This window comes from Azospirillum brasilense (assembly GCF_001315015.1).
Classification (GTDB): Bacteria; Pseudomonadota; Alphaproteobacteria; order Azospirillales; family Azospirillaceae; genus Azospirillum; species Azospirillum brasilense.
Genome location: NZ_CP012916.1, coordinates 72,879 through 91,858 on the forward strand (window position 1 = coordinate 72,879; position 18,980 = coordinate 91,858).

Below are 18,980 nucleotides of genomic sequence, written 5' to 3' on the forward strand. Positions count from 1 at the left end.
GGTTCTCTTCACGCGACCGTTATGGATCGATGGATTCGAGGCCGCACCAGTCGGCCATGAACAGGGCGAGCACGGCGGTCACCTTCGCCACGCTGTCGAGCGAGACGGACTCGTCGATGCCGTGGATGCGCTCCGCCTCCGGGCCGTAGCAGGTGGCCGGCGTGTCGCCGTAAAGCACGAAGTTGCGGACGTCGGTGGTGCAGGTCTGGGCCAGCTTCGGCGCCGGGGTCCCGAAGATCGACCGGTGCGCGGCGTCCAGCGCCTCCAGCATCGGGTGATCGGGGTCCAGCGTGCAGCCCTCGGCCTGGAAGCCGCGGAAGACGACGCGGGCGTCGATCCCCTTGAGGTCGGAGTCGCCGCGGCAGGCCTCGGCCACCGCGCGCTCGATCTCGGCGCTGACCTCGGCCGCGGCGCGGCCGGGCGGGAAGCCGAAGCGCAGCTCCATCCGGCAGCGGGTGGGGACGGAGGACGCCCATTCGCCGCCGTCGATGTGCCCGACGTTCAGGTTGTAGGGGTGGTGGTGGTGCCCGTAGGCGGGATGCCGCCCGTCCGGGTGGTTCCAGGCCGATTCCAGCGCCTTCAGATGCTTCAGCACGCGGAAGGCCGCCTCGATGGCGTTCAGCCCGGCGCCGGTGTCCAGCACATGGGCGGGGCGGCCGGTCACCTCCAGCTCGCAGCGGATCACGCCGATCTGGGCGATCTGGAGGGTGTGGTTGAAGGGCTCCGGGATCACCGCGGCGTCGGCCTTGTAGCCGCGGGCGACGCAGGCGAGCGCGCCGTTGCCGGTGCACTCCTCCTCGACCACCGACTGGAGGTAGACCGGGGCGGCGGGCTGGACGCCCAGGCTTTGCAGCGCCTTGAAGGCCATGACGTAGGCGACGATGCCGGCCTTCATGTCGCCGGCGCCGCGCCCGTAGAGGCGGCCGTCGCGGACCACCGGCTCGAAGGGCGGGGCGGACCACAGCTCCTCCGGACCGGTCGGCACCACGTCGATGTGGCCGTTCAGGATCAGCGACTTGCCGGTCGCGCGCCGCGGCGTGTGGACGCCGACGACGTTCTCGCGGCCTTCGTAGGAGATCAGGGAGGGGGACCAGCCGGGCTGGGCCTTCAGCGCCTCTTCGTCGATGGCGAAGCGGTCCACCTCCAGGCCCATGTCCCGGAAGATCCGTTCCATCAGATCCTGCGCCGGGCCTTCCTGCCCCAGCAGGCTGGGGCTCCGGACCAGATCGGACAGCAGGTGCACTCCATCCTCGCGCAGCGTCGCGACCGCGCCCAGGATCGCATCCCGGTCCACGGCTGCAATGCTCCGCCCACCCTCGTCGGATGCGGGCATGACGACTCCGTTCTTACCACTCCGCCGCGCAGTCGTCCTTATGGGTCGGCAAATCTCCGGAAAGAAACTGTGGCGATTTCGACTTTCGGACTAGGACCACCGGATTTGCCCGATTGGGCGAAGCCGGGGATCGACCGCTGACGACAGGCGTATTACAATTCAGCTTCTCATCCTCCGCCAAATCGATAATCCTCATTGCCGACATAAGCAGGATTTATGGCGATGGGTTTTCCCCCGATGACGGCGCGCGATCTGGAACGGCTGGGCCACCAGCTGGACTGGAACCTGTTGCGCACCTTCATGGTGATCGTGCAGGAGCAGGGGCTGACCCGCGCGGCGCAGCGCCTGGGGCTGACCCAGCCGGCGGTGTCCCAGGCCCTGAAGCGGCTGGAGGACCAGATGGGCCGCAGCCTGATCGAGCGCGGACAGGGCCGCTTCCGGGTGACCGAGGCAGGCGAGATCATCTACGCCGAGGTGCTGGAGATCTACGGCAACATCTCCCGCTTCGCCGTTCTGATGCGCGACATCCGCGAGGAGATTTCCGGCCACATCCGAATCCTGCTGGCCAGCCGGATCCAGTCGCTGCTGTTCGACGCCCTGCTGGAACGCTTCCACGCCACCCACCCACAGGTGACCTTCCGGCTGGACGTGATGGCGAGCGCCGACGTCCACATGGCGATCCAGCAGAAGACCGGCTCGCTCGGCCTCTGCCTGATGCGGGAGCCGCCGCCGCTGGTCGAGCACGCGCTGTTCGCCCGGCAGATCTACCGCCTGTATTGCGGGCCGCGGCACCATCTGTTCGGACGCACCGGCCTGACGCTCAGCGATCTGCGCAGCGAGGGGTTCGTCTCCTTCACCTCCGACCAGATCGGCGGGGTGCTGTCGCCGCTGGCCGTCTTCCGCGCGCAGGAGGGGATCGAGAGCCGGATCGTCGGCGCCTCGGTCAATCTGGACGAGGTGCGGCGGATGATCTCCGTCGGGCTGGGCATCGGGCCGCTGCCGCGCCATGTGGCGGAGCGCGACGTGCGCGATGGGCTGCTCTGGCCGCTGCCGCCGGAGGAAGGGGTGGCGCCGGTGGACATCCATCTGCTGTGGAACCCCGCCGCCAAGATGAACCGGGCGGAACGCGCCTTCATCGAGCATTGCCGCGCCGCCATCGCCGGGATTCCGCTCGACCTGCGGTTCGATCCGGCGGCGGTCAGCGAGTGGATCGACCGCCAGTTCGGCGGCGACTGATCCTTCCGCGTTTTCGATGCCCCGTTTCTGATGTCCCTAAGGGGCTCGTGCCGTCATCCAGCGGATGACGCGGCGCGGCGCCTGCGCGCCTGCAAGAGGCCGCAAGCAAAAATTCCCATTCTCTTCCCCGGTCTTTGATAGACAAAAGATTCCTTTTTGAAAAACAAAGACTTCCAAGAGTCTTTGCGAAAGATACCGGGAATCTCACAAAAATGCCCCGCCGGACGAGTCCTCCAAATTGGTAGTGGTGACATATGCCAAAGGGCGAAAACGCCGAAGAACTCATACCAGAAGACAACATCTTAAGAGAGCATTGACAAATGGCTAACCTGTACGGACCGAAGACGCTGACCGCCCCTGCTGGTGCGATCGTCATAGCACCCGGCGCCAACATCCAGTCCATCGTCAATGGCGCTCCCACTGGCGCGACCTTCTGGTTGCAGCCGGGCGAGTACCGTCTCCAGTCGATCACTCCCAAGGACAACCAGACCTTCATCGGGGCCGAGGGCGCCGTGCTGAACGGGTCGAAGCTGCTGACCGGCTTCACACAGGAGAGCGCAGGACGCTGGGTGATCGGCGGGCAGACCCAGCAGGGCGAGCGCCGCGCGACGGACGAGGCGACGCCCGGCGCGATGCGCGCCGGCTATCCGGAGACCGTCTATGTCGACGACAAGCCGCTGACGCCCGTTGACGCGCTGTCGAAGCTGAAGGCGGGAACCTTCTACTTCGACTACAACGCCGACAAGATCTATCTGGGCGACAACCCGGCGGGGCACAAGGTGGAGGCAGGGACGACCGCCCACGCCTTCGGCGGCGCCGCTAAGGGCGTGACGGTGAAGAACCTCGTCATCGAGAAATACACCCCGCCGGCGCAGGAAGGCGCCATCCAGGGCGACGCCAACTGGACCATCCAGGACAACGAGCTGCGGCTGAACTACGCGGTCGGCGCCACGGCCCAGGACGGCAGCAAGTTCATCGGCAATTACGTCCACGACAACGGCGAGATGGGCTTGGGCGGCGCCGGGGCCAAGATTCTGGTCGAAGGCAACGAGATCGCGCGCAACGGCGCCTGGTCGGGCATCGACGTGTTCTGGGAGGGCGGCGGCACCAAGTTCGCCTACACCACCGATCTGGTGGTCCGCGGCAACTATTCCCACGACAACACCGGTTTCGGCCTGTGGACCGACATCGACAATGTCAGGACGGTGTACGAGAACAACGTGCTCGTGAACAACAGCGGCGGCGGCATCACCCACGAGATCAGCTACGACGCCGTCATCCGCAACAACGTGATGGTCGGCAACGGCGCCAAGCCGCAGGCCGAGGGCTGGCTGTGGGGCGGGTCGATCCAGATCCAGAATTCGCAGAACGTCGAGGCCTACGGCAACAAGATCGACATCACCGGGGTCAAGGGCGCCAACAGCATCGTGATGATCCAGCAGGACCGCGGCGCCGGCGAGTTCGGGACCTGGAAAACGACCAACAACAAGATCCACGACAACATCATCGTCTCGAAGGACGGCAACGGCCAGTCGGGCGGCGTCGCCGATTACGACGAGGCCGGCATGCTGAACGGCGGCAACGTGTGGGACAACAACACCTACTACATGCCGGACGGCGACCGCTGGCGGTGGGGCGACTTCCCGGAAGGCGACAGCTGGTCCGCCTACATGAACGCGACCACGCAGGACGAGCATTCGACCCTGTCCCAGGCCTACCCCTCGACCGCCGGCTGGATGACGGTCACGCCCACCGCACCGACCAACCCGCCGGCCCCGACCCCGACCGACACCACGCCGCCCACGGTCAAGGTGAGCATCGCCGACAGCAGCGTGACCAAGGGTGAGGCGCCGCTCGTCACCTTCGCCTTCAGCGAGGCGGTGAAGGACTTCGCGCTGGCCGACACCACGGTGAAGGGCGGCACGCTCAGCGGCTTCAAGACGGTGGACGCCTCCACCTACACCGCCGTCTTCACGCCCTCGACCAACACGAAGATCACCGACGCCAACGTCGCGGTGAAAGCCGGCAGCTACACCGACCTTGCCGGCAACGCGGGTAAGGCGGGGGCCTCCACCGGCTTCGCGGTGGACACCACGACCACCGTTCCGACGACCCCCACGGCCAGCGTCACGACGATCAAGGTCAACGCCTCCGGCGCCGCCGCTGGCGGGGTGAATGCGCATTTCAAGGTGCTGGTGGACGGCAAGGCCATCGGCGACGCCACGGTCGGCACGGCGGCCAAGGACTACAGCTTCACCACCAGCCTGACCGCCGGGCAACCGCACAAGGTGCAGATCCAGTATGACAACGACGGCTTTGTGAACGGGCAGGACCGCAACCTGTTCGTCAACAAGATCACCATCAACGGCACCGCCCACAACCCGACCGACAGCGTCGTCACCTACGACAAGGGCGCGCTGGACGGCAAGGACGTGGTCAAGGGCCAGTCGTCGATGTGGTGGGGCGGCACGCTGGTGGTCGACGCCCCGGCCAAGGAGTTCCCTGCGGGCGGCTCGCTGCCGCAGAGCGGTCCCAGCACGACGACGATCACCGTCAACGCCTCCGGCGCCGCGGCCGGCGGGGTGAACGCCCACTTTAACCTGCTGGTCGACGGCCAGAAGGTCGGTGAGGGCGTGGCCGGAACCTCGGCCAAGGACTACAGCTTCACCACCAGCCTGAGCGCCGATCAGGCGCACAAGGTGCAGATCCAGTACGACAACGATGCCGTGGTGAACGGCCAGGACCGCAGCCTGTTCGTCAACAAGGTCACGATCAACGGCAAGTCCGTCCTGCCCACCGACGGCATCGTCACCTATGACAAGGGCGCTCTGGACGGCAAGGACGTGGTCAAGGGCCAGGCCGGCCTGTGGTGGAACGGCACGCTGGTGGTGGACGCCGACAAGGGCTTCTTCCCTTCGGCCACCCCGGTCGGCGAGGCTACGGCGCTGGCGCTCGACGCCGGGACGGACAGCGTGTGGAGCCACGTCGCCACCCAGCAGGCGGCGGCCGCTCCGGTTGCCGTGGCCGACGCGACGGTCGCGGCGAACAGCCTGTACGGGGCCATGCCGGTCGAAGCCGGCTATGATCCGCTGTTTGACCACATCGACCCGTCGCTGCTGAGCCACGCGGCCTGACGCGACCGGAACGGCGAGGGGCGGTCCAACCGACGCTGGACCGCCCCCTGGCGGCTGTCGAAACCGGAAGACCGTTGCGGGCTTTACCACGGTCCCGGCGGGGTGACGCCGATCCGGCGCGGGTGGTTCAGCCGCGGCTCACCGGCGCCCGAGCATGCCGGGATATCGTTTCTCCTCATCGAGACGGCGGACCGATTGAACCTTGCTCCCCATGCCTGCGAACATGGGGGTGGCCGCGCCTCATTGGGGTCATTCATGTGCCGTTTGTGTTGCGCATCGCGCCGATGGGTCTCTCATGGGTAGGTGCATCACCATCATTCAAACTGGTTACGTGTCTTGGAAAGGCCGCTTTGATATCATCGGTTCGATAGACGGATTTTCCCGGTTCGATTGTGTGTCATTTGCCCGGTGCGGCTGGCGCAACCGCGTTAAGACGGCGCAGGGCGTGCAATGGCGGACAATCCCGACCGACACCTAGGGACGCTATCAACAGGCCATCCAGGAAACACGAATCGCCGGGTCCTGCGCGGGCGAGCGGTGGAGGGCGATCAGCCGCGCCCTTCACCGCGCTCGTTCCCCGATTCTGTGCGTGCACCGGCGGTTTCGAGCGCGAGGTGATGCTGATGAGCGACATGACGATTGACTTCAACCGCCCCACGTTGGCCGGCAACGAACTGGAATACATCCGCCAATCCCTGGAGCGGGCGCACCTCTCCGGAGACGGAGTGTTCACCAAACGCTGTCATGCGTGGCTGGAGCGGCGGCTCGGCGCACCGCAGGCCTTGATGACCCATTCCTGCACGGCTGCTTTGGAAATGGCCGCCCTTCTGACCGACGTCGGTCCGGGGGATGAGGTCATCATGCCCTCCTTCACCTTCGTGTCCACCGCGAACGCCTTCGTGCTGCGCGGAGCGACGCCGGTCTTCGTGGACATTCGGCCGGACACGCTGAACATCGACGAGCGCCTGATCGAGGCGGCGATCACGCCCCGCACCCGCGCCATCTGCGTGGTGCATTACGCCGGCGTCGCCTGCGACATGGACGCGATCGGCGCCATCGCCGCCCGGCATGGTCTGGCGGTGATCGAGGATGCCGCCCAGGCGCTGATGTCCGCATACCGCGGCCGTCCGCTCGGCACCTTCGGCGCCTTGTCGGCCTTCTCCTTCCACGAAACCAAGAACCTGATCTCCGGCGAGGGAGGGGCCCTGATCGTCAACGATCCGGCTCTGATCACGCGCGCCGAAATCATCCGGGAGAAGGGCACGAACCGCGCGCGCTTCCTCCGTGGAGAGGTCAACAAATACACCTGGGTGGACGTCGGATCGTCCTATCTTCCCTCCGACATGCTGGCGGCGTTTCTTCTCGCTCAGTTCGAGAATGCCGAGCGGCTGGACGAGGAGCGCCATGCCTTGTGGAACGTCTACCACGAGGCTCTGGCACCGTTGGAGGAACGCGGCCTGTTGCGCCGTCCGCAGATTCCGGCCGAGTGTCGGCACAACGCCCATCTGTATTACGTCCTGGCGCGCACGGCCGGTGAGCGCAATGGGTTGATCGCCCACCTTCGAACCAGCGGCATTCAGGCGCCGTTCCATTACGTGCCGCTGCACAGCGCGCCGGCCGGCCGGCGTTATTCCCGCGCTGCCGGGGAATTGTCCGTCACGACCGATCTCTCCGCCAGGCTGCTGCGTCTCCCGATGTGGTACGGGCTGGGTGCCGGAGCCGGGCAGGTGGTCGAAGCAGTACAGGACTTTTTCCGCACGGCCCATGCGAGGGCGGCGGCAACGGCGGGCCATGTGGCCTCAAAGGCGTTGGCGCGTCATCGGGCTTGGGTGCGAAGCGCGTCCGGCGAGGTATTGCCAGCGCCGCCCGCAACGCCGCCCGCAACGCCACATGGGGCGCCACCGGCCTGACCCTCTCCAGTCAACGCGAACGCGTTGATTGGAGAGGAGCGTTTCCAAACGGCTCTCACGCCGACGCCGACGCCGACGCCGACGCCGGCGTGTAGAGGTCGGGGGTGATGCGGCAGCTCGCGAAATCCTGGGCGCGCGCGTGGGCGGCGCGGCTCATGGCGCGCAGGCGCGGGCGGTCGCGGTCCAGGGTCACGATGGCATCGGCCAGTCCGTCGATCACCTCCGCCGCCGCCCGCCCGCGGCAGGGAACGGCGAAGCCGCAGGAGGAATCGATCATGATTCCCGACCCGCCGAGATCGAGGCAGATCACCGGCTGCGCGTTGGCCAGCGCCTCCATGATGACGTTGGCGGCGGAGTCGTGCAGGCTGGGGAACAGAAGCGCGTCGGAGCTTCGCAGCACCTCCATATAGTCGGGCTGCGACAGCCATTCGACGAAGTCGACTTGGTCGGCGATGCCCAGCCGGTCGGCGAGAGTCTTCCACTCCTCCGACTGCGGACCGCTGCCGATCATCTGAAGCCGTGCCCGCGCCCCCTTCTCCAGCGCCCTGGCCAGCGCCGCCAGCGCGTAGTGGCCACCCTTCCAGTAGAGGAAGCGGCCCGAGAAGCGCAGCTTCAGCGGCGCTCCGGCATCGCCGCCGGTTTCAGCCTTCATCGGCACGAAGCGGTCGGGCGGCAGGGAGCAGCCGAAATGCTGGCGCGCCTTGTGGCGGTCCCCGGCGGGCAGGACGTGGCGGCTCTCATGGGTCTTCACATAAATCAGATTGTAGCGCCGGTAGGTCAGGCGCAGGAAGGGGTCGATGCGCGTCATGGCGATGGCGGCGTCGCGGACCAGCTCTGTTGCGACGGCCTTCCAGCCCAGCGGGCGGATCAGCGGCCAGGGTGCCCGCTCGCCGCCGCCGACCGGACCGATCACCGACAGGGGCGCCAGCCCGCCGCAGAAGGCGGGAAAGCGGATGCCGCCGATGGTCACGTTGTGGATGACGTCGAAGGGCCGCCGGCGCACCAGCTCCTTCACCACCGCCCGGCAGCGCCATTGCCACGCGATGTAGGACAGTTGGAACCGCGTCTTGCTGTCGTGGTGCGCCATGGTGTCGGGGCGGTCGATGAACACGAAGTCGTCCGGTTCCAAGGCGGTTTCGCCGCGCTCGATCTTGCCCAGGATCTTCGGGCGCAGGCGCCCCTGGGTCACCACCGTCACGCGGCAGCCCGAGCGCTTCAACCCCTCGCTCCAGTTCCAGCCATTGGCGGATTCCGACCCGCTGTCCGGCTCGCAGGCGAAGGCCACCAGAAGAACGGACTTCCCGGAATTGGCGGATTCGCCGGTGAACGGCTCGCTCATCGTTCATCCTCCCTCAATCAATGCGGCAGCGGGGACCGGTTTTCGAGTTCGTTGCGGTAGATCAGCCCGGCGGCGATGCCGACGCCGAACAGGACCCAGAACCAGATGCCCAGCATCGGCCCCTCCAGCGTCACGTCGAAGGAGGCGTTGATGACGATGGACAGCCAGTAGCAGAAGAGGAAGACGAACAGCCGCGCCCAGGCGCGGTCGCCGTTGCGGCGGGCCAGCAGGAAGGCCCGCATCATGAAGACCGACCAGCTTCCCAGCAGCGCCGCCCACAGGACGAAGCCGGGCACCCCGGCGCGGGCGAGAATCGTCATGTGGGCGTTGTGCGGGCTGCGCAGCACCTGCCCGTCCTCGGCATCGACCACCTGGAACCCGTCGTCGTCGGCCAGATTGATGCCGAAGCCCTTGCCGTCCCAGAAATGGTCGCCTTGCACGGTGTAGCCGATGATTTTGTCCCACCACATGATGCGCCACTGCTTGGTGCCGTCGAGCGTGGCGGTGTCGGTGGTGCCCAGGATGCTCATCGCGTTGGTGACGAGCTGGTCGACCGACAGCTTCCGTGAGGACACCTCGATCTCCAGGTTCAGGACCAGCGCCACGATGACGGTCACCCCGGCGATGCCGAGCAGCGGGGCGAGTTGCCGGCTGCGCGGCACCAGGGCCAGCGCGATGGCCAGCGGCACGACAATGGCGAGCATCCCGCCGCGGCTGTGCGCGGCGACCAGCGCCATGCCGAACACCAGCATCGCCAGTTGCAGCGGGTTGAGGCGGCGGAAACCCAGCAGAACGAACAGGGCGACGCCCGCGAAATGCACGCCGACCTCGCCGGGGCGCAGGCTGATGAAGGGGACGCCGTAGCGCGGCCAAGTGGGGATCTGAGCGTTCAGAAGCTGGAACAGCGGGTAGATGATCGGCATCACCGTGACGAAGAACACCGCGAAGCCGCCATAGGCCAGGACGAGGCGGCGCAGCCGTTCCGGCTCGTCGTAGAGCAGGGCGATGACGACGAAGGCGAGCAGCCCGTACATCACGATCACGCTGTCGCGCAGCGCATCGAAGCTGTAGGTGCCGAAGAAGGGCAGCGTGCGTGCCATCACCCAGACGATCAGGATCGCCAGAAGCGTTCCCGGCAGGCTGGACACTGTGGCGAAGACCCCGCCGGTGCGCAGCATGACCAGCAGGCCGGAGAGCAGCAGCACCTCGCCGATGAACAGCGGCGGCGCCCCGATGTAGGCGAAGCCGCGCCCGGCCAGGGAATAGCCCAGCAGGACGAGCATCAGGAAGGTCAGGTAGTGGTCCGCGGCGCGGGTCCGGCTGCGCTTCGGCGTGGCGAGGACGGCGCTCATGACGGGCGTCCGTAGGCGGCGGCGCGCAGCCGCCCGGCGATCCGTCCCCAATCGCCGATCGCCACCACCATGCGGTGGGCGTTGGCCGCCATGCTCTGCCAAGCGCCGGGGCCGGTGCGCTCGGCCCGCATCAGCGCGTCGGCCACCGCCTCCGCCGTCAGGGCGGACACGCCGAAACCGGCGCCGTGGCCCTCCACATAGGGGACGAGGCCGGTCTCCCGCGTCACGATCAGCGGCAGGCCGGACAGGGCGGCCTCCAGGCAGCCGGTGGGCATCACGTCGAAGCGGGAGGTCAGGGCAAAGTAATGCCAGCCCGCCATCATCGCCGTTTTCTCCGCCCCGAAGATCGGGCCGTGGATGCGGATGTGGGTGCCGAGGCCGTGGGCGTTCGCACGCCGTTCCAGCTCGGTGCGGGCGGGGCCGGACCCGGCCAGTTCCAGCACCCCGCGCCCGCCGGCCCGGCGGTAGGCGGCGAAACCGTCAATCAGCAGGTCTACGCCCTTGTGTTCGATCTCGTAGCGCGCGCAATAGCCGAAGGTCGGCCGGCCGTTGTACGGTGCGGCTCTTGGGATCGGGGCGGGAAGGGCGCCGTGCCGCGCCGACCAGGCGGTGTTGGGCAGCAGGCGGACGGCGGTGGTGGGGGCCGCCCGGCGGACAATGGCGGCTTCCTCCTCGGTGATGGCGTGGACGAAGCGGGCGCGGGCGAAGGCCGGACCGTCGAATACGCGCAGCCACGCGGCGGGAAGGCGGCGGCGCACCCGGCCCGCGATGTCGTAGATGTGGGAGCATTGGCCGTGCAGCGTCACGCCATAGGCGACGCCGCGCCGGTGCAGCCCGCGGGCGAGCGCCGCGAACAGCGGCTTCACCGCGCCATGGATGTGCACCACTGTGTCCGGTCCCGCGCCCTCCAGCAGGCGGTCCAGCGTCGCCTCCGCGATGGTCAGAGACCGTCCGGACAGCCGCGGCCCGCCGAGGGGGAAGCGCTGCGCCGGGCAGTCCGCCGGGATGCCGGTCAGGGCGCCCGGATCATCGGAGAACAGGCACAGCCGCGCGTCGTCGCCCATGGCCCGCTGCTCTGCGATCAAGCTGCGCACCACGTTGTGCAGCCCGTTCGCCGAGGAGGGATGGGCGATGGCCGGCTGGATCACGACGTGCCGGATGTCGAGCGGGCGCAGCCGGGACTCTTCCATGGGGAATGCGGCGCTGCCGTCAGCGGGCGACATGGGCGGTCCTCGTCTTGGAGAGGTAATAGTGGGCGGCGCCGACGCGCAGCAGGCTGGAGAACAGCAGGGCCATGCACACCCCGGCGACGCCGTACATCGCCGCCAGCGGACCGACCACCGCGAAGACCGCCAGCGTCCCGGTGACGTTCACCACCAGCGCGAACTGGCTGCGCTGCACGCCGTAGAAGTAGCTGCAGACCATCTCCGCCAGATAGCCGGCCAGCGCCCCGATGGAGAGCAGGCGCAGCGGCCATTCCTGGTCGGCGTAAGGCGACATGGCGCCATAGACGACGTTCAGCATCTGGTCGGGGAACAGCAGGCCGAGGCTGTAATAGACCAGCAGCGGCGCCGCCCCGATGACGACGTAGCCGCGGATCGCCAGCCACGCCTGCTCGTCGGGATGAAGCCCGCCCGTGTTGGACGACAGGGTGCTGCGGCCGCGTGCAGCGATCTGGGGAACGAGATTGCCCATGCCGATGATGATCGGGTTGGCGATGTTCACCAGATTGACCACCGCCTGGAACGCCGCGGTGGAGGCCATGCCGTCCATCGCCGCCATCAGCCAGACGAGGCTCTGCACCCGCAGCATCAGGAACAGGTTGTTGGCGAGCGCCCAATGCCCGATCGACCAGAAGCGGCGGACGACCGCCGGCAGGTCCGACAGGCCGCCGAAGCGCGGGCGCAGGATCGCGAAATGGACCACCGCCCCGGCCAGCGCCGGACCGGTCATGGCGATGAACACCCGCTCCAGCGTCAGATGGCCGCCGAGAGCCATCAGGTTCAGCACGGCGATCTGGCCCAGATAGGTAACGCTGTCGCCCCACAGCGCCTTGTCGTGCTTCAGCCCGGACATCAGCCCGCGCCGTCCGATCTCCTGCACCTGCCAGACGATGAAGTAGAGCACGGCGGGGCCGACCAGCTCCGGCATGCCGAGCCCATAGCCGACCAGCGCCACGATGCCGGACAGCGGCATGATCGTTCCGGCGGTCATGAGGACGGCGCGGCCGGCCAGCGTCCGGCGTTCGGCGCGGTCCAGCACCGCGCCTTCCACCGACAGCGGGTACTGGATCAGGCTGACATTGACGACCTGAAGGGCGAGCAGCACCGACAGGAAGAAGACGAAGGTCCCGTATTCCTCCGACGAAAAGGTCCGGGCGAGCTGGATGTTGATGGCGAACATGCCCAGGCTGACCACGCCCTGGTCGGCGAGGGTCCAGAAGCTGCGCACCAACGAGGCTGGAAGCGACGCCGGGATCATTCTCATGCGCTGCCGACCCGCGTCGTCTCGGTGGAGGCGGGCAGGGGATGCCGGTCCTCATTGGCAGGTCGTGCGGCGGCAGGGGCGGTGCGCGGCACGTCGCGGTAGGCCCAGCGCAGATAGTCCGCGGTCAGCGCCATCCCGTCCTCGAAGGTGAAGCGCGGCTCGTAGCCGAGCAGGCGCCGCGCCTTGGTCAGGTCGATGAGCGCCCTGGCTTGGTAGAGCGCCAGCTTCTGCGCATCGGGCAGCCAGAGCTGGTTGCGGCTGGCCTTCTTCTTGAGGAAGTAATGGACCATCACGAGGTGGCGCAGCCGTGGCGGCAGGCTGTCGAACCCGCCTTGGAGCAGCCGGCGGGCCGGGCGCCAGCGCACGATGATCTGGATGATCTTCTTGGGGTCCTGAACCACCATGGCGATGTCGCGCCGCAGGCTCTTCATCTCCTTGCGGATGGCCTCGGCGGGCTGGAAGCGCAGGCTGTCCACGCCCAGCGCCTCCTGAAAGCGCCCGAAGACGGCGGCCCAGGGCGGGGCGTCGGGGCCGGAAATCACGAAGCGCTCCCCGATGGCTTGCGGGCTGCGGGTCGCCGCGATCATCGCATCCACCAGATCGTCGATGTAGACGGCGTTGCACAGCCCGCTTTCCTGCGGCAGCACCACCGTGCCGCTCAGCAGCATCTCGGCGGGGGCGTTCGTCCAGGGCTTGCAGAAGGGGCCGTAGACGATGGAGGGTTGAAGCACCACCCCTGGCAGGCCGCGCGTGCGCGCCGCGTCGAGCACCATCGTCTCCAGGTCGAGCTTGTTCTGGACGTAGCTCCAGGTCCGGTCGCCGTCGCGCGTCTCCTCCGACAGCGGGCCGTCGGGCAGCGGCTCGTAGACCGAGAAGGTGCTGAGATGGACGAAGCTCTTCACCCCGTTGGCGAGGCTGGCGTCGATCAGCGCGTTCATCCCGTCGATGTTCTGGCGGCGCGACCGCACGTCGTAGGCGCAGTGGAAGACCCAGTCGGCACCGGCCACCGCCGTGCCGATGGCCTCGCGGTCCAGCAGGTCGGCGCGGATGATCTCCACCGGGAAGCGGGCCAGACGCACCGCCTGCGCGATGTCGCGGACGATGCAGCGGACCCGGGCGCCATGCTCCAGGCACAGCCGCTCGACCAGCCGCCCGCCGATGAAGCCGGCGGCGCCCGTCACCACCACAATCGGGCCGTCGGTGCGGGAAGCGGCGGCGGGTGCCGTCCCGTCCACCCAGGGCAGGGCCAGCGGCTTGCGGGTGGCGTAGCAACGCTCGATCAAGGCGGTGGAGGGCAGGGCGTCGCGCCCGCCGACGGCGGCCGGGCGCCCGTCGCGGATGGCATCGGCGAAATCCTTCAGCTCCGCCTGGAACAGGTCGCCGAAGATCTGCGGCGGGATGTGGTTGGCCGAGAAGCCGTCATGGACGAAATCGAGGATCTGCGGCACGTCCGACGCGATCTGGTTCTCGTAGAGATGGACCTCGACGCTGCCCTTGGTGCCGTAGACACGGATGGTGTTGCGCAGGGCGCGGGTGCGGCTCAGCTCCAGCGTTCCGGTGGCGCCGGACGCCATGGTCAGGGACAGCCGGCAGTCGGATTCCAGCCCGCCGTGGCTGTCGTCGCTGTAATCGACCTCCGCCGCCTCCCCGAACCACCACAGCAGCAGGTCCAGCGTGTGCGACCCGGTGTCCAGCAGCACGCCGCCGCCCGCCCCGTCGCGGCGCAGCATGGCCGGCGAGCTGATGCCCCAGTTGTAGACGAAGCCCTCCCGCGCCTCGAAGCGCAGGACCCGGCCGAGCTGGCCGGAGTCGATCAGCGCCTTCAGCCAGCGGACGCCGTTGACGTAGCGGCGCATCAGCCCGACCGCGAGCACCCGTTGACGCTCCTCCGCGGTTTGCACCATGCGCTCGGCGTCGGCCAGCGTGACGGCCAGCGGCTTTTCCATGAAGACGTGCTTCCCGGCCTCCAGCAGGCTCTGGCCGACCGGCGCATGGAACATCGGCGGGGCCGCCACCAGCGCCGCGTCGAAGCGGTCAGCCGCCTCCCGCCAGTCGGCCACGGCGACGGGGGCGCGGTTGCGGCCGAGCATGGCCTGCACCGCCTCCAGCCGCTCCGGCGAGGGATCGACGAGCACGCTCGGCCGCCAGCCCAGGCGGAGCAGCGCCGGCAACAGGTGATGGCTCACGATGCTGCCGCAGCCGATGATGGCGAGCCGCGGGAACTCGGCGTTGGTCATGGAATCCTCGCTTTTGGGATTGCCGTCGCGTGGGCGCCGTCCGTCGGCGCCGTCAATGCCGCGCGGGCGCGTGCAGGGCGTAGTAGTAGGCGTCGTCCTTGTGGCCGTACTTGACGTGCTTGGACGCGACGACCCGTGACAGCACGACGCCGCCGACCGCGCTGTCGACCGACTTCAGCTTGTTGAAACCGGCCGTCACGGTGTCGAGCGGGGTGTGCTGCCAGCGGACGACATAGATCACGCTGTCGGCCAGGAAGGAGAGGGCCAGCGCGTCGGAGAACAGCATCACCGGGGCAGAGTCGATCACCACCACGTCGTAGTTGTGGCGCGCCCATTGGATCAGGTCGCTCATCGCTTGGGAGCTGATGCGGTCGTGCGCGTCGGGGGTGCCGACGGCGTTGCCCAGGACGCCGAGGTTGGTGGTCTCCTGATGGATCAGGTCGTCGATTCCGACGCGGCCGTCCAGCAGGTCGGCGACGCTGCCCTGCGGCTGGTAGCCCAGCAGTTTCGCGATGGAGGGGCGGCGGAAGTCCGCGTCGATCAGCAGCGTGTTCAGCCCCAGCCCGGCCAGCGACCGCGCCAGATTGGCCGCCAGCACTGACTTGCCTTCCTTGGGAATGGAAGAGGTGACGAGCAGCACCTTGGGCGGCGTTCCCCGCTTGCGTGGCATGCAGGCCATGGTGCGCACCGTCTGGATCGCCTCGCGGAAGGCGCCGATCTCGCGGGCGCGGCGGCTGTCGGGGTGCAGCGGTAGGTTCCAGGTCGCTTCGTTGCGGGGAAGCGACGGGACCATGCCGAGGCAGGGTACGCCGGTCGCCCGCTCCACTTGGCTGGGCGTGCGAAGGCCGGAGCTGAGCCGCTCCAGCAGCAGCACCAGCGCCACCGCCAGCGCCGTGGAGCCGACCAGCCCGACGCCCAGCGACATGCGCAGCTGTGGAAAGGCCGGGCGGATCGGCGGCAGGGCCGGAGCACTGAGATGCGCGTCGAGAGCGCCGGTGTTCTTCAGCGCCATCGTCTGCTCGTAGCGTTCGGCGAGGCTGCGGTAGAGCGTGCGGTGCGCGTCGGCGGCGCGTTCCAGATCGCGGAGCTGGATGCCGGTCGCCTCGATGCCCTTCTGCTGCTCCTGCAGGTCGGCGATGCTCTTCAGCAGGGTGGCCTCGCGGATGCGCGCGACCTCCAGATCGGCGTCCAGACCCTTCTGGATCTTGCCGACCTCATCGCGGATGCGCGCCTTCAGTTCGCCGATGCCGCGGCGGAGATTTACGATCTCCTGATGCTTGTCGCCATAGACCTGCTGGAGTTCGGCCAGCCGGCGCTCCAGCATCGCCTCGGCCTCGCGCAGCTTCTGGATCAGCGGGGAGGCCAGCACCTCCGGGATCGCCGCGGCGTTGTTGGTGGCGGTCTGGTCGCGGGCCTGGCGCACGCGGGCCTCGGCCGCCGCCTTCTGCGCCTGCGCGGCGGTCAGCTGGGTGGCGATTTCGTTCATCTGCTGCTGGACCATGTTGCGCCCGTCCGGCGGCAACTCCAGCAGGCTGTTCTCCTTGCGGAAGTTGCGGATGGCCTCCTCGGCGCCGCGCACCGCCTCGCGCGCCTCGATGAGCCGCCCGCCGAGCCACTGGTTGACCCGCTCGGTGAGGTCGCGGTTCATCTCCGTCCGGTAGTCCAGATAGGCCTGGCCGAAGGCGTTGGCGATGGCGGCGGCTTTTGCGGGATCGACCGACGACGCCTCGATGATGATGGTGAAGGAGCGGTCGTCGTTGCGCGCCTCGATCCGCCGCAGCAGCGTGTCGATGGTCAGCAGGCGGGCCTGATCCGGGTCGCGGGCAACCGGCCCGTCGTCCGCGCGGAACAGGGCGGTTGCCTGCTGCACGATCCGGCGCAGCACGTCATTGCCTTCCGGCGGCAGCGCGCCGACGCCAGCCTTCGTGACCCGTTTCAGCCAGTGATCGTCCGCGCCGTCCGGCGCCTTGAGCGTCGGGTTGAACTCGGGGTCGTTGAGCAGGCCCAGCTTTTCCACGACCCGCTCCGCGAGCGCGCGCGAGCCGACGATGGACACCTCGCTGCGCACCGCCGGCGCCTCGGGCGTCAGATTGGACACCACCGACTTGAACTCCGCCAGCTCGACCCGCCGGGAATCGAGCTGCACCATCGCGGTGGCGCGGTACATCGGCTTCAGCGACTGCATGACGTAGGTGATGGTCGCCGTTCCCAGGAGGATGACGGTGAGCAGCAGCAGCTTGCGCCGCCACAGCACGGCCAGCGTGGCGAAGACGGTCGCCTCCTGGCGGCTGCGGACGTCGGAGGACTCCCCGGCGCCCGATTGCAGAAGACTGTCCGGAAGGACGCTGGCGTGCGCTTCGTGGCCTGGAAGCGTTCCGCCTTTGCCGATCGAAGAATTCACGTCGTCGCCCCTTTCGTCTTGCTGGCTGGCGGTCCGGCCCGGGATAGGCGTGGCGGATGGGTGCAAAGGACGCGCGGCGGCCTTTTGTTTTCTTTGGAGATAACCGAGAATTCGAGTGTCTTTTAAAGACCAGGTCCGAATGGACGAGCCAAATGGACAGTGGTGTTCCGCTGCTGAAACCGTTGCCGGACAGACTTCGATTATCGTGAATGGCGCTGCGCAACAATTGAAAAAAAGAAGGCCCATCCGTCGCTGTGCTTACGACGGCGACCGTCATAAATAATCATACCCGATACCCCATCCGCGTGTTTGACGGTCAACTCCGTGCCGGTCACAGTTTGCCGAGTGCAGCGGAGCCGGTTCAGGCTTCGGAACGCCGCAAAATTCCAGACATGACCATGCATTCCCGCCTAAAGGGCTGAGTAATAGCCCGCGTTTCGTGGCGGAGTGCTGCGCATCGGCGCTGGATTTTAAAACAATCGCGGAAGCGGCTTGGCGCAACATCTCCGCGATCTGCCGCATTCCGGTCGGATTTCCCCGGTCAACTCCATGGAGAGGCTCAATGACGTCCACGACTGAGCGCGTTCTTGTGACAGGCGGCGCCGGGTTCATCGGATCGCACCTGTGCGAGCGTCTTCTGGCCGCCGGAAAAGAGGTCCTGTGCGTTGACAACTATTTTACGGGAGCGCGTTCGAATATTGCGCATCTTCTCGACAACCCGAAGTTCGAGGCGGTGCGCCACGACATCACCTTCCCCCTCTATGTCGAGGTGGACGAGATCTACAACCTCGCTTGCCCGGCCTCGCCGGTGCACTACCAGTTCGACCCGGTGCAGACGACCAAGACCAGCGTGCACGGTGCCATCAACATGTTGGGGCTGGCCAAGCGGGTGAAGGCGACCATCCTCCAGGCATCGACCAGCGAGGTCTACGGCGACCCCTTCGTCCACCCGCAGCGGGAGGATTATTGGGGCAACGTGAATCCCATCGGTCCGCGCGCCTGCTACGACGAGGGCAAGCGCTGCGCCGAGACGCTGTTCTTCGACTACAACCGGCAGCACAAGGTCCCGATCAAAGTCGCGCGCATCTTCAACACCTATGGGCCGCGCATGAATCCGAACGACGGGCGCGTGGTGTCGAATTTCATCGTCCAGGCGCTCAAGGGCGATCCGATCACCATCTACGGCGACGGCTCGCAGACGCGGTCCTTCTGCTACGTTGACGACCTGGTCGAGGGGCTGCACCGGTTGATGGAGACGGACGGGACGGTGACCGGCCCGATCAACCTCGGCAATCCCGGCGAGTTCACGATTCTGGAGCTGGCGGAGACCGTCATCCGGATGACCGGATCGCGCTCCCGGGTCGAGCGGCATCCGCTGCCCCAGGACGATCCGCGGCAGCGCAAGCCGGACATCACCAAGGCCCACGCCTACCTGAAATGGATGCCGCACGTGCCGCTCGAAGAGGGGCTGGAGCGCACCATCGCCTATTTCGCCAAGACCTATTTCTGAGCGCGGCGACGCAGCCGGCAGCGCCGCCGCATCGCTGGGGT

At 67.6% G+C, this 18,980-nt stretch carries 12 protein-coding genes; 5 read left to right on the forward strand and 7 right to left on the reverse strand.

The genetic code is table 11. The features are described 5' to 3' along the window. Positions 1-19 precede the first annotated feature (19 nt). Positions 20-1,333, reverse strand: a complete 1,314-nt coding sequence (locus tag AMK58_RS21965) for a M20 family metallopeptidase (protein ID WP_051140706.1) — start codon at positions 1,331-1,333, stop codon at positions 20-22. Between the two features lie 237 nt (positions 1,334-1,570). Here AMK58_RS21965 and AMK58_RS21970 point away from each other — a divergent pair, with 237 nt between their 5' ends. The 4 genes from AMK58_RS21970 to rffA all read left to right on the forward strand — a co-directional run bounded on the left by AMK58_RS21970 (position 1,571) and on the right by rffA (position 7,613). Next, positions 1,571-2,569: a LysR family transcriptional regulator gene (locus AMK58_RS21970; RefSeq protein WP_035679766.1), complete on the forward strand. Its 999-nt coding sequence runs from the start codon at positions 1,571-1,573 to the stop codon at positions 2,567-2,569. A gap of 320 nt (positions 2,570-2,889) precedes the next feature. Then, the gene (locus AMK58_RS21975; protein WP_059399459.1) at positions 2,890-5,703 is read left to right on the forward strand and encodes a carbohydrate-binding domain-containing protein; all 2,814 of its coding nucleotides are present in this window, start codon (positions 2,890-2,892) and stop codon (positions 5,701-5,703) included. A gap of 295 nt (positions 5,704-5,998) precedes the next feature. Then, entirely contained in the window at positions 5,999-6,181 is a 183-nt protein-coding gene (locus AMK58_RS31980; protein ID WP_158283126.1) for a WbqC family protein, read from the forward strand. 145 nt (positions 6,182-6,326) lie between these two features. Then, entirely contained in the window at positions 6,327-7,613 is a 1,287-nt protein-coding gene (gene rffA, locus AMK58_RS21980) for a dTDP-4-amino-4,6-dideoxygalactose transaminase (protein WP_236778355.1), read from the forward strand. A 55-nt stretch (positions 7,614-7,668) separates the two neighbouring features. On the opposite strand, the gene AMK58_RS21985 is transcribed toward rffA, so the two are convergent. Genes AMK58_RS21985 through AMK58_RS22010 form a run of 6 tightly spaced genes read right to left on the reverse strand, consistent with a single transcriptional unit; the run spans position 7,669 to position 17,429 of the window. Beyond that, complete coding sequence (locus tag AMK58_RS21985) at positions 7,669-8,952, reverse strand: glycosyltransferase family 4 protein (RefSeq protein ID WP_059399460.1); 1,284 nt, start codon at positions 8,950-8,952, stop codon at positions 7,669-7,671. Between the two features lie 17 nt (positions 8,953-8,969). After that, positions 8,970-10,304, reverse strand: a complete 1,335-nt coding sequence (locus AMK58_RS21990) for an O-antigen ligase family protein (protein ID WP_051140704.1) — start codon at positions 10,302-10,304, stop codon at positions 8,970-8,972. Further along, on the reverse strand, positions 10,301-11,527 hold the full coding sequence (locus tag AMK58_RS21995; RefSeq protein ID WP_051140703.1) for a glycosyltransferase family 4 protein: 1,227 nt from the start codon (positions 11,525-11,527) through the stop codon (positions 10,301-10,303). The genes AMK58_RS21990 and AMK58_RS21995 overlap by 4 nt, the downstream gene beginning before the upstream one ends. Then, complete coding sequence (locus AMK58_RS22000) at positions 11,514-12,791, reverse strand: lipopolysaccharide biosynthesis protein (RefSeq protein ID WP_236778325.1); 1,278 nt, start codon at positions 12,789-12,791, stop codon at positions 11,514-11,516. The genes AMK58_RS21995 and AMK58_RS22000 overlap by 14 nt, the downstream gene beginning before the upstream one ends. Next, complete coding sequence (locus AMK58_RS22005; protein WP_059399461.1) at positions 12,788-15,028, reverse strand: NAD-dependent epimerase/dehydratase family protein; 2,241 nt, start codon at positions 15,026-15,028, stop codon at positions 12,788-12,790. Before AMK58_RS22005 ends, AMK58_RS22000 begins: the two co-directional genes overlap by 4 nt. 52 nt (positions 15,029-15,080) lie before the next feature. Next, positions 15,081-17,429 carry a GumC family protein gene (locus AMK58_RS22010; protein WP_035679712.1) on the reverse strand — a complete coding sequence of 783 codons (2,349 nt, stop codon included), beginning with the start codon at positions 17,427-17,429 and terminating at the stop codon, positions 15,081-15,083. A 562-nt stretch (positions 17,430-17,991) separates the two neighbouring features. Here AMK58_RS22010 and AMK58_RS22015 point away from each other — a divergent pair. Then, positions 17,992-18,939 carry a UDP-glucuronic acid decarboxylase family protein gene (locus tag AMK58_RS22015; RefSeq protein ID WP_035679710.1) on the forward strand — a complete coding sequence of 316 codons (948 nt, stop codon included), beginning with the start codon at positions 17,992-17,994 and terminating at the stop codon, positions 18,937-18,939. Positions 18,940-18,980: the final 41 nt, after the last annotated feature.

Excerpts from the sequence above, each read along its gene's own strand:
- AMK58_RS21965 (WP_051140706.1), bottom strand. The coding sequence starts at position 1,333 with ATGCCCGCATCCGACGAGGGTGGGCGGAGCATTGCAGCCGTGGACCGG.
- AMK58_RS21970 (WP_035679766.1), top strand. The coding sequence starts at position 1,571 with ATGACGGCGCGCGATCTGGAACGGCTGGGCCACCAGCTGGACTGGAAC.
- AMK58_RS21975 (WP_059399459.1), top strand. The coding sequence starts at position 2,890 with ATGGCTAACCTGTACGGACCGAAGACGCTGACCGCCCCTGCTGGTGCG.
- AMK58_RS31980 (WP_158283126.1), top strand. The coding sequence starts at position 5,999 with ATGGGTAGGTGCATCACCATCATTCAAACTGGTTACGTGTCTTGGAAA.
- rffA (WP_236778355.1), top strand. The coding sequence starts at position 6,327 with ATGAGCGACATGACGATTGACTTCAACCGCCCCACGTTGGCCGGCAAC.
- AMK58_RS21985 (WP_059399460.1), bottom strand. The coding sequence starts at position 8,952 with ATGAGCGAGCCGTTCACCGGCGAATCCGCCAATTCCGGGAAGTCCGTT.
- AMK58_RS21990 (WP_051140704.1), bottom strand. The coding sequence starts at position 10,304 with ATGAGCGCCGTCCTCGCCACGCCGAAGCGCAGCCGGACCCGCGCCGCG.
- AMK58_RS21995 (WP_051140703.1), bottom strand. The coding sequence starts at position 11,527 with ATGTCGCCCGCTGACGGCAGCGCCGCATTCCCCATGGAAGAGTCCCGG.
- AMK58_RS22000 (WP_236778325.1), bottom strand. The coding sequence starts at position 12,791 with ATGAGAATGATCCCGGCGTCGCTTCCAGCCTCGTTGGTGCGCAGCTTC.
- AMK58_RS22005 (WP_059399461.1), bottom strand. The coding sequence starts at position 15,028 with ATGACCAACGCCGAGTTCCCGCGGCTCGCCATCATCGGCTGCGGCAGC.
- AMK58_RS22015 (WP_035679710.1), top strand. The coding sequence starts at position 17,992 with ATGACGTCCACGACTGAGCGCGTTCTTGTGACAGGCGGCGCCGGGTTC.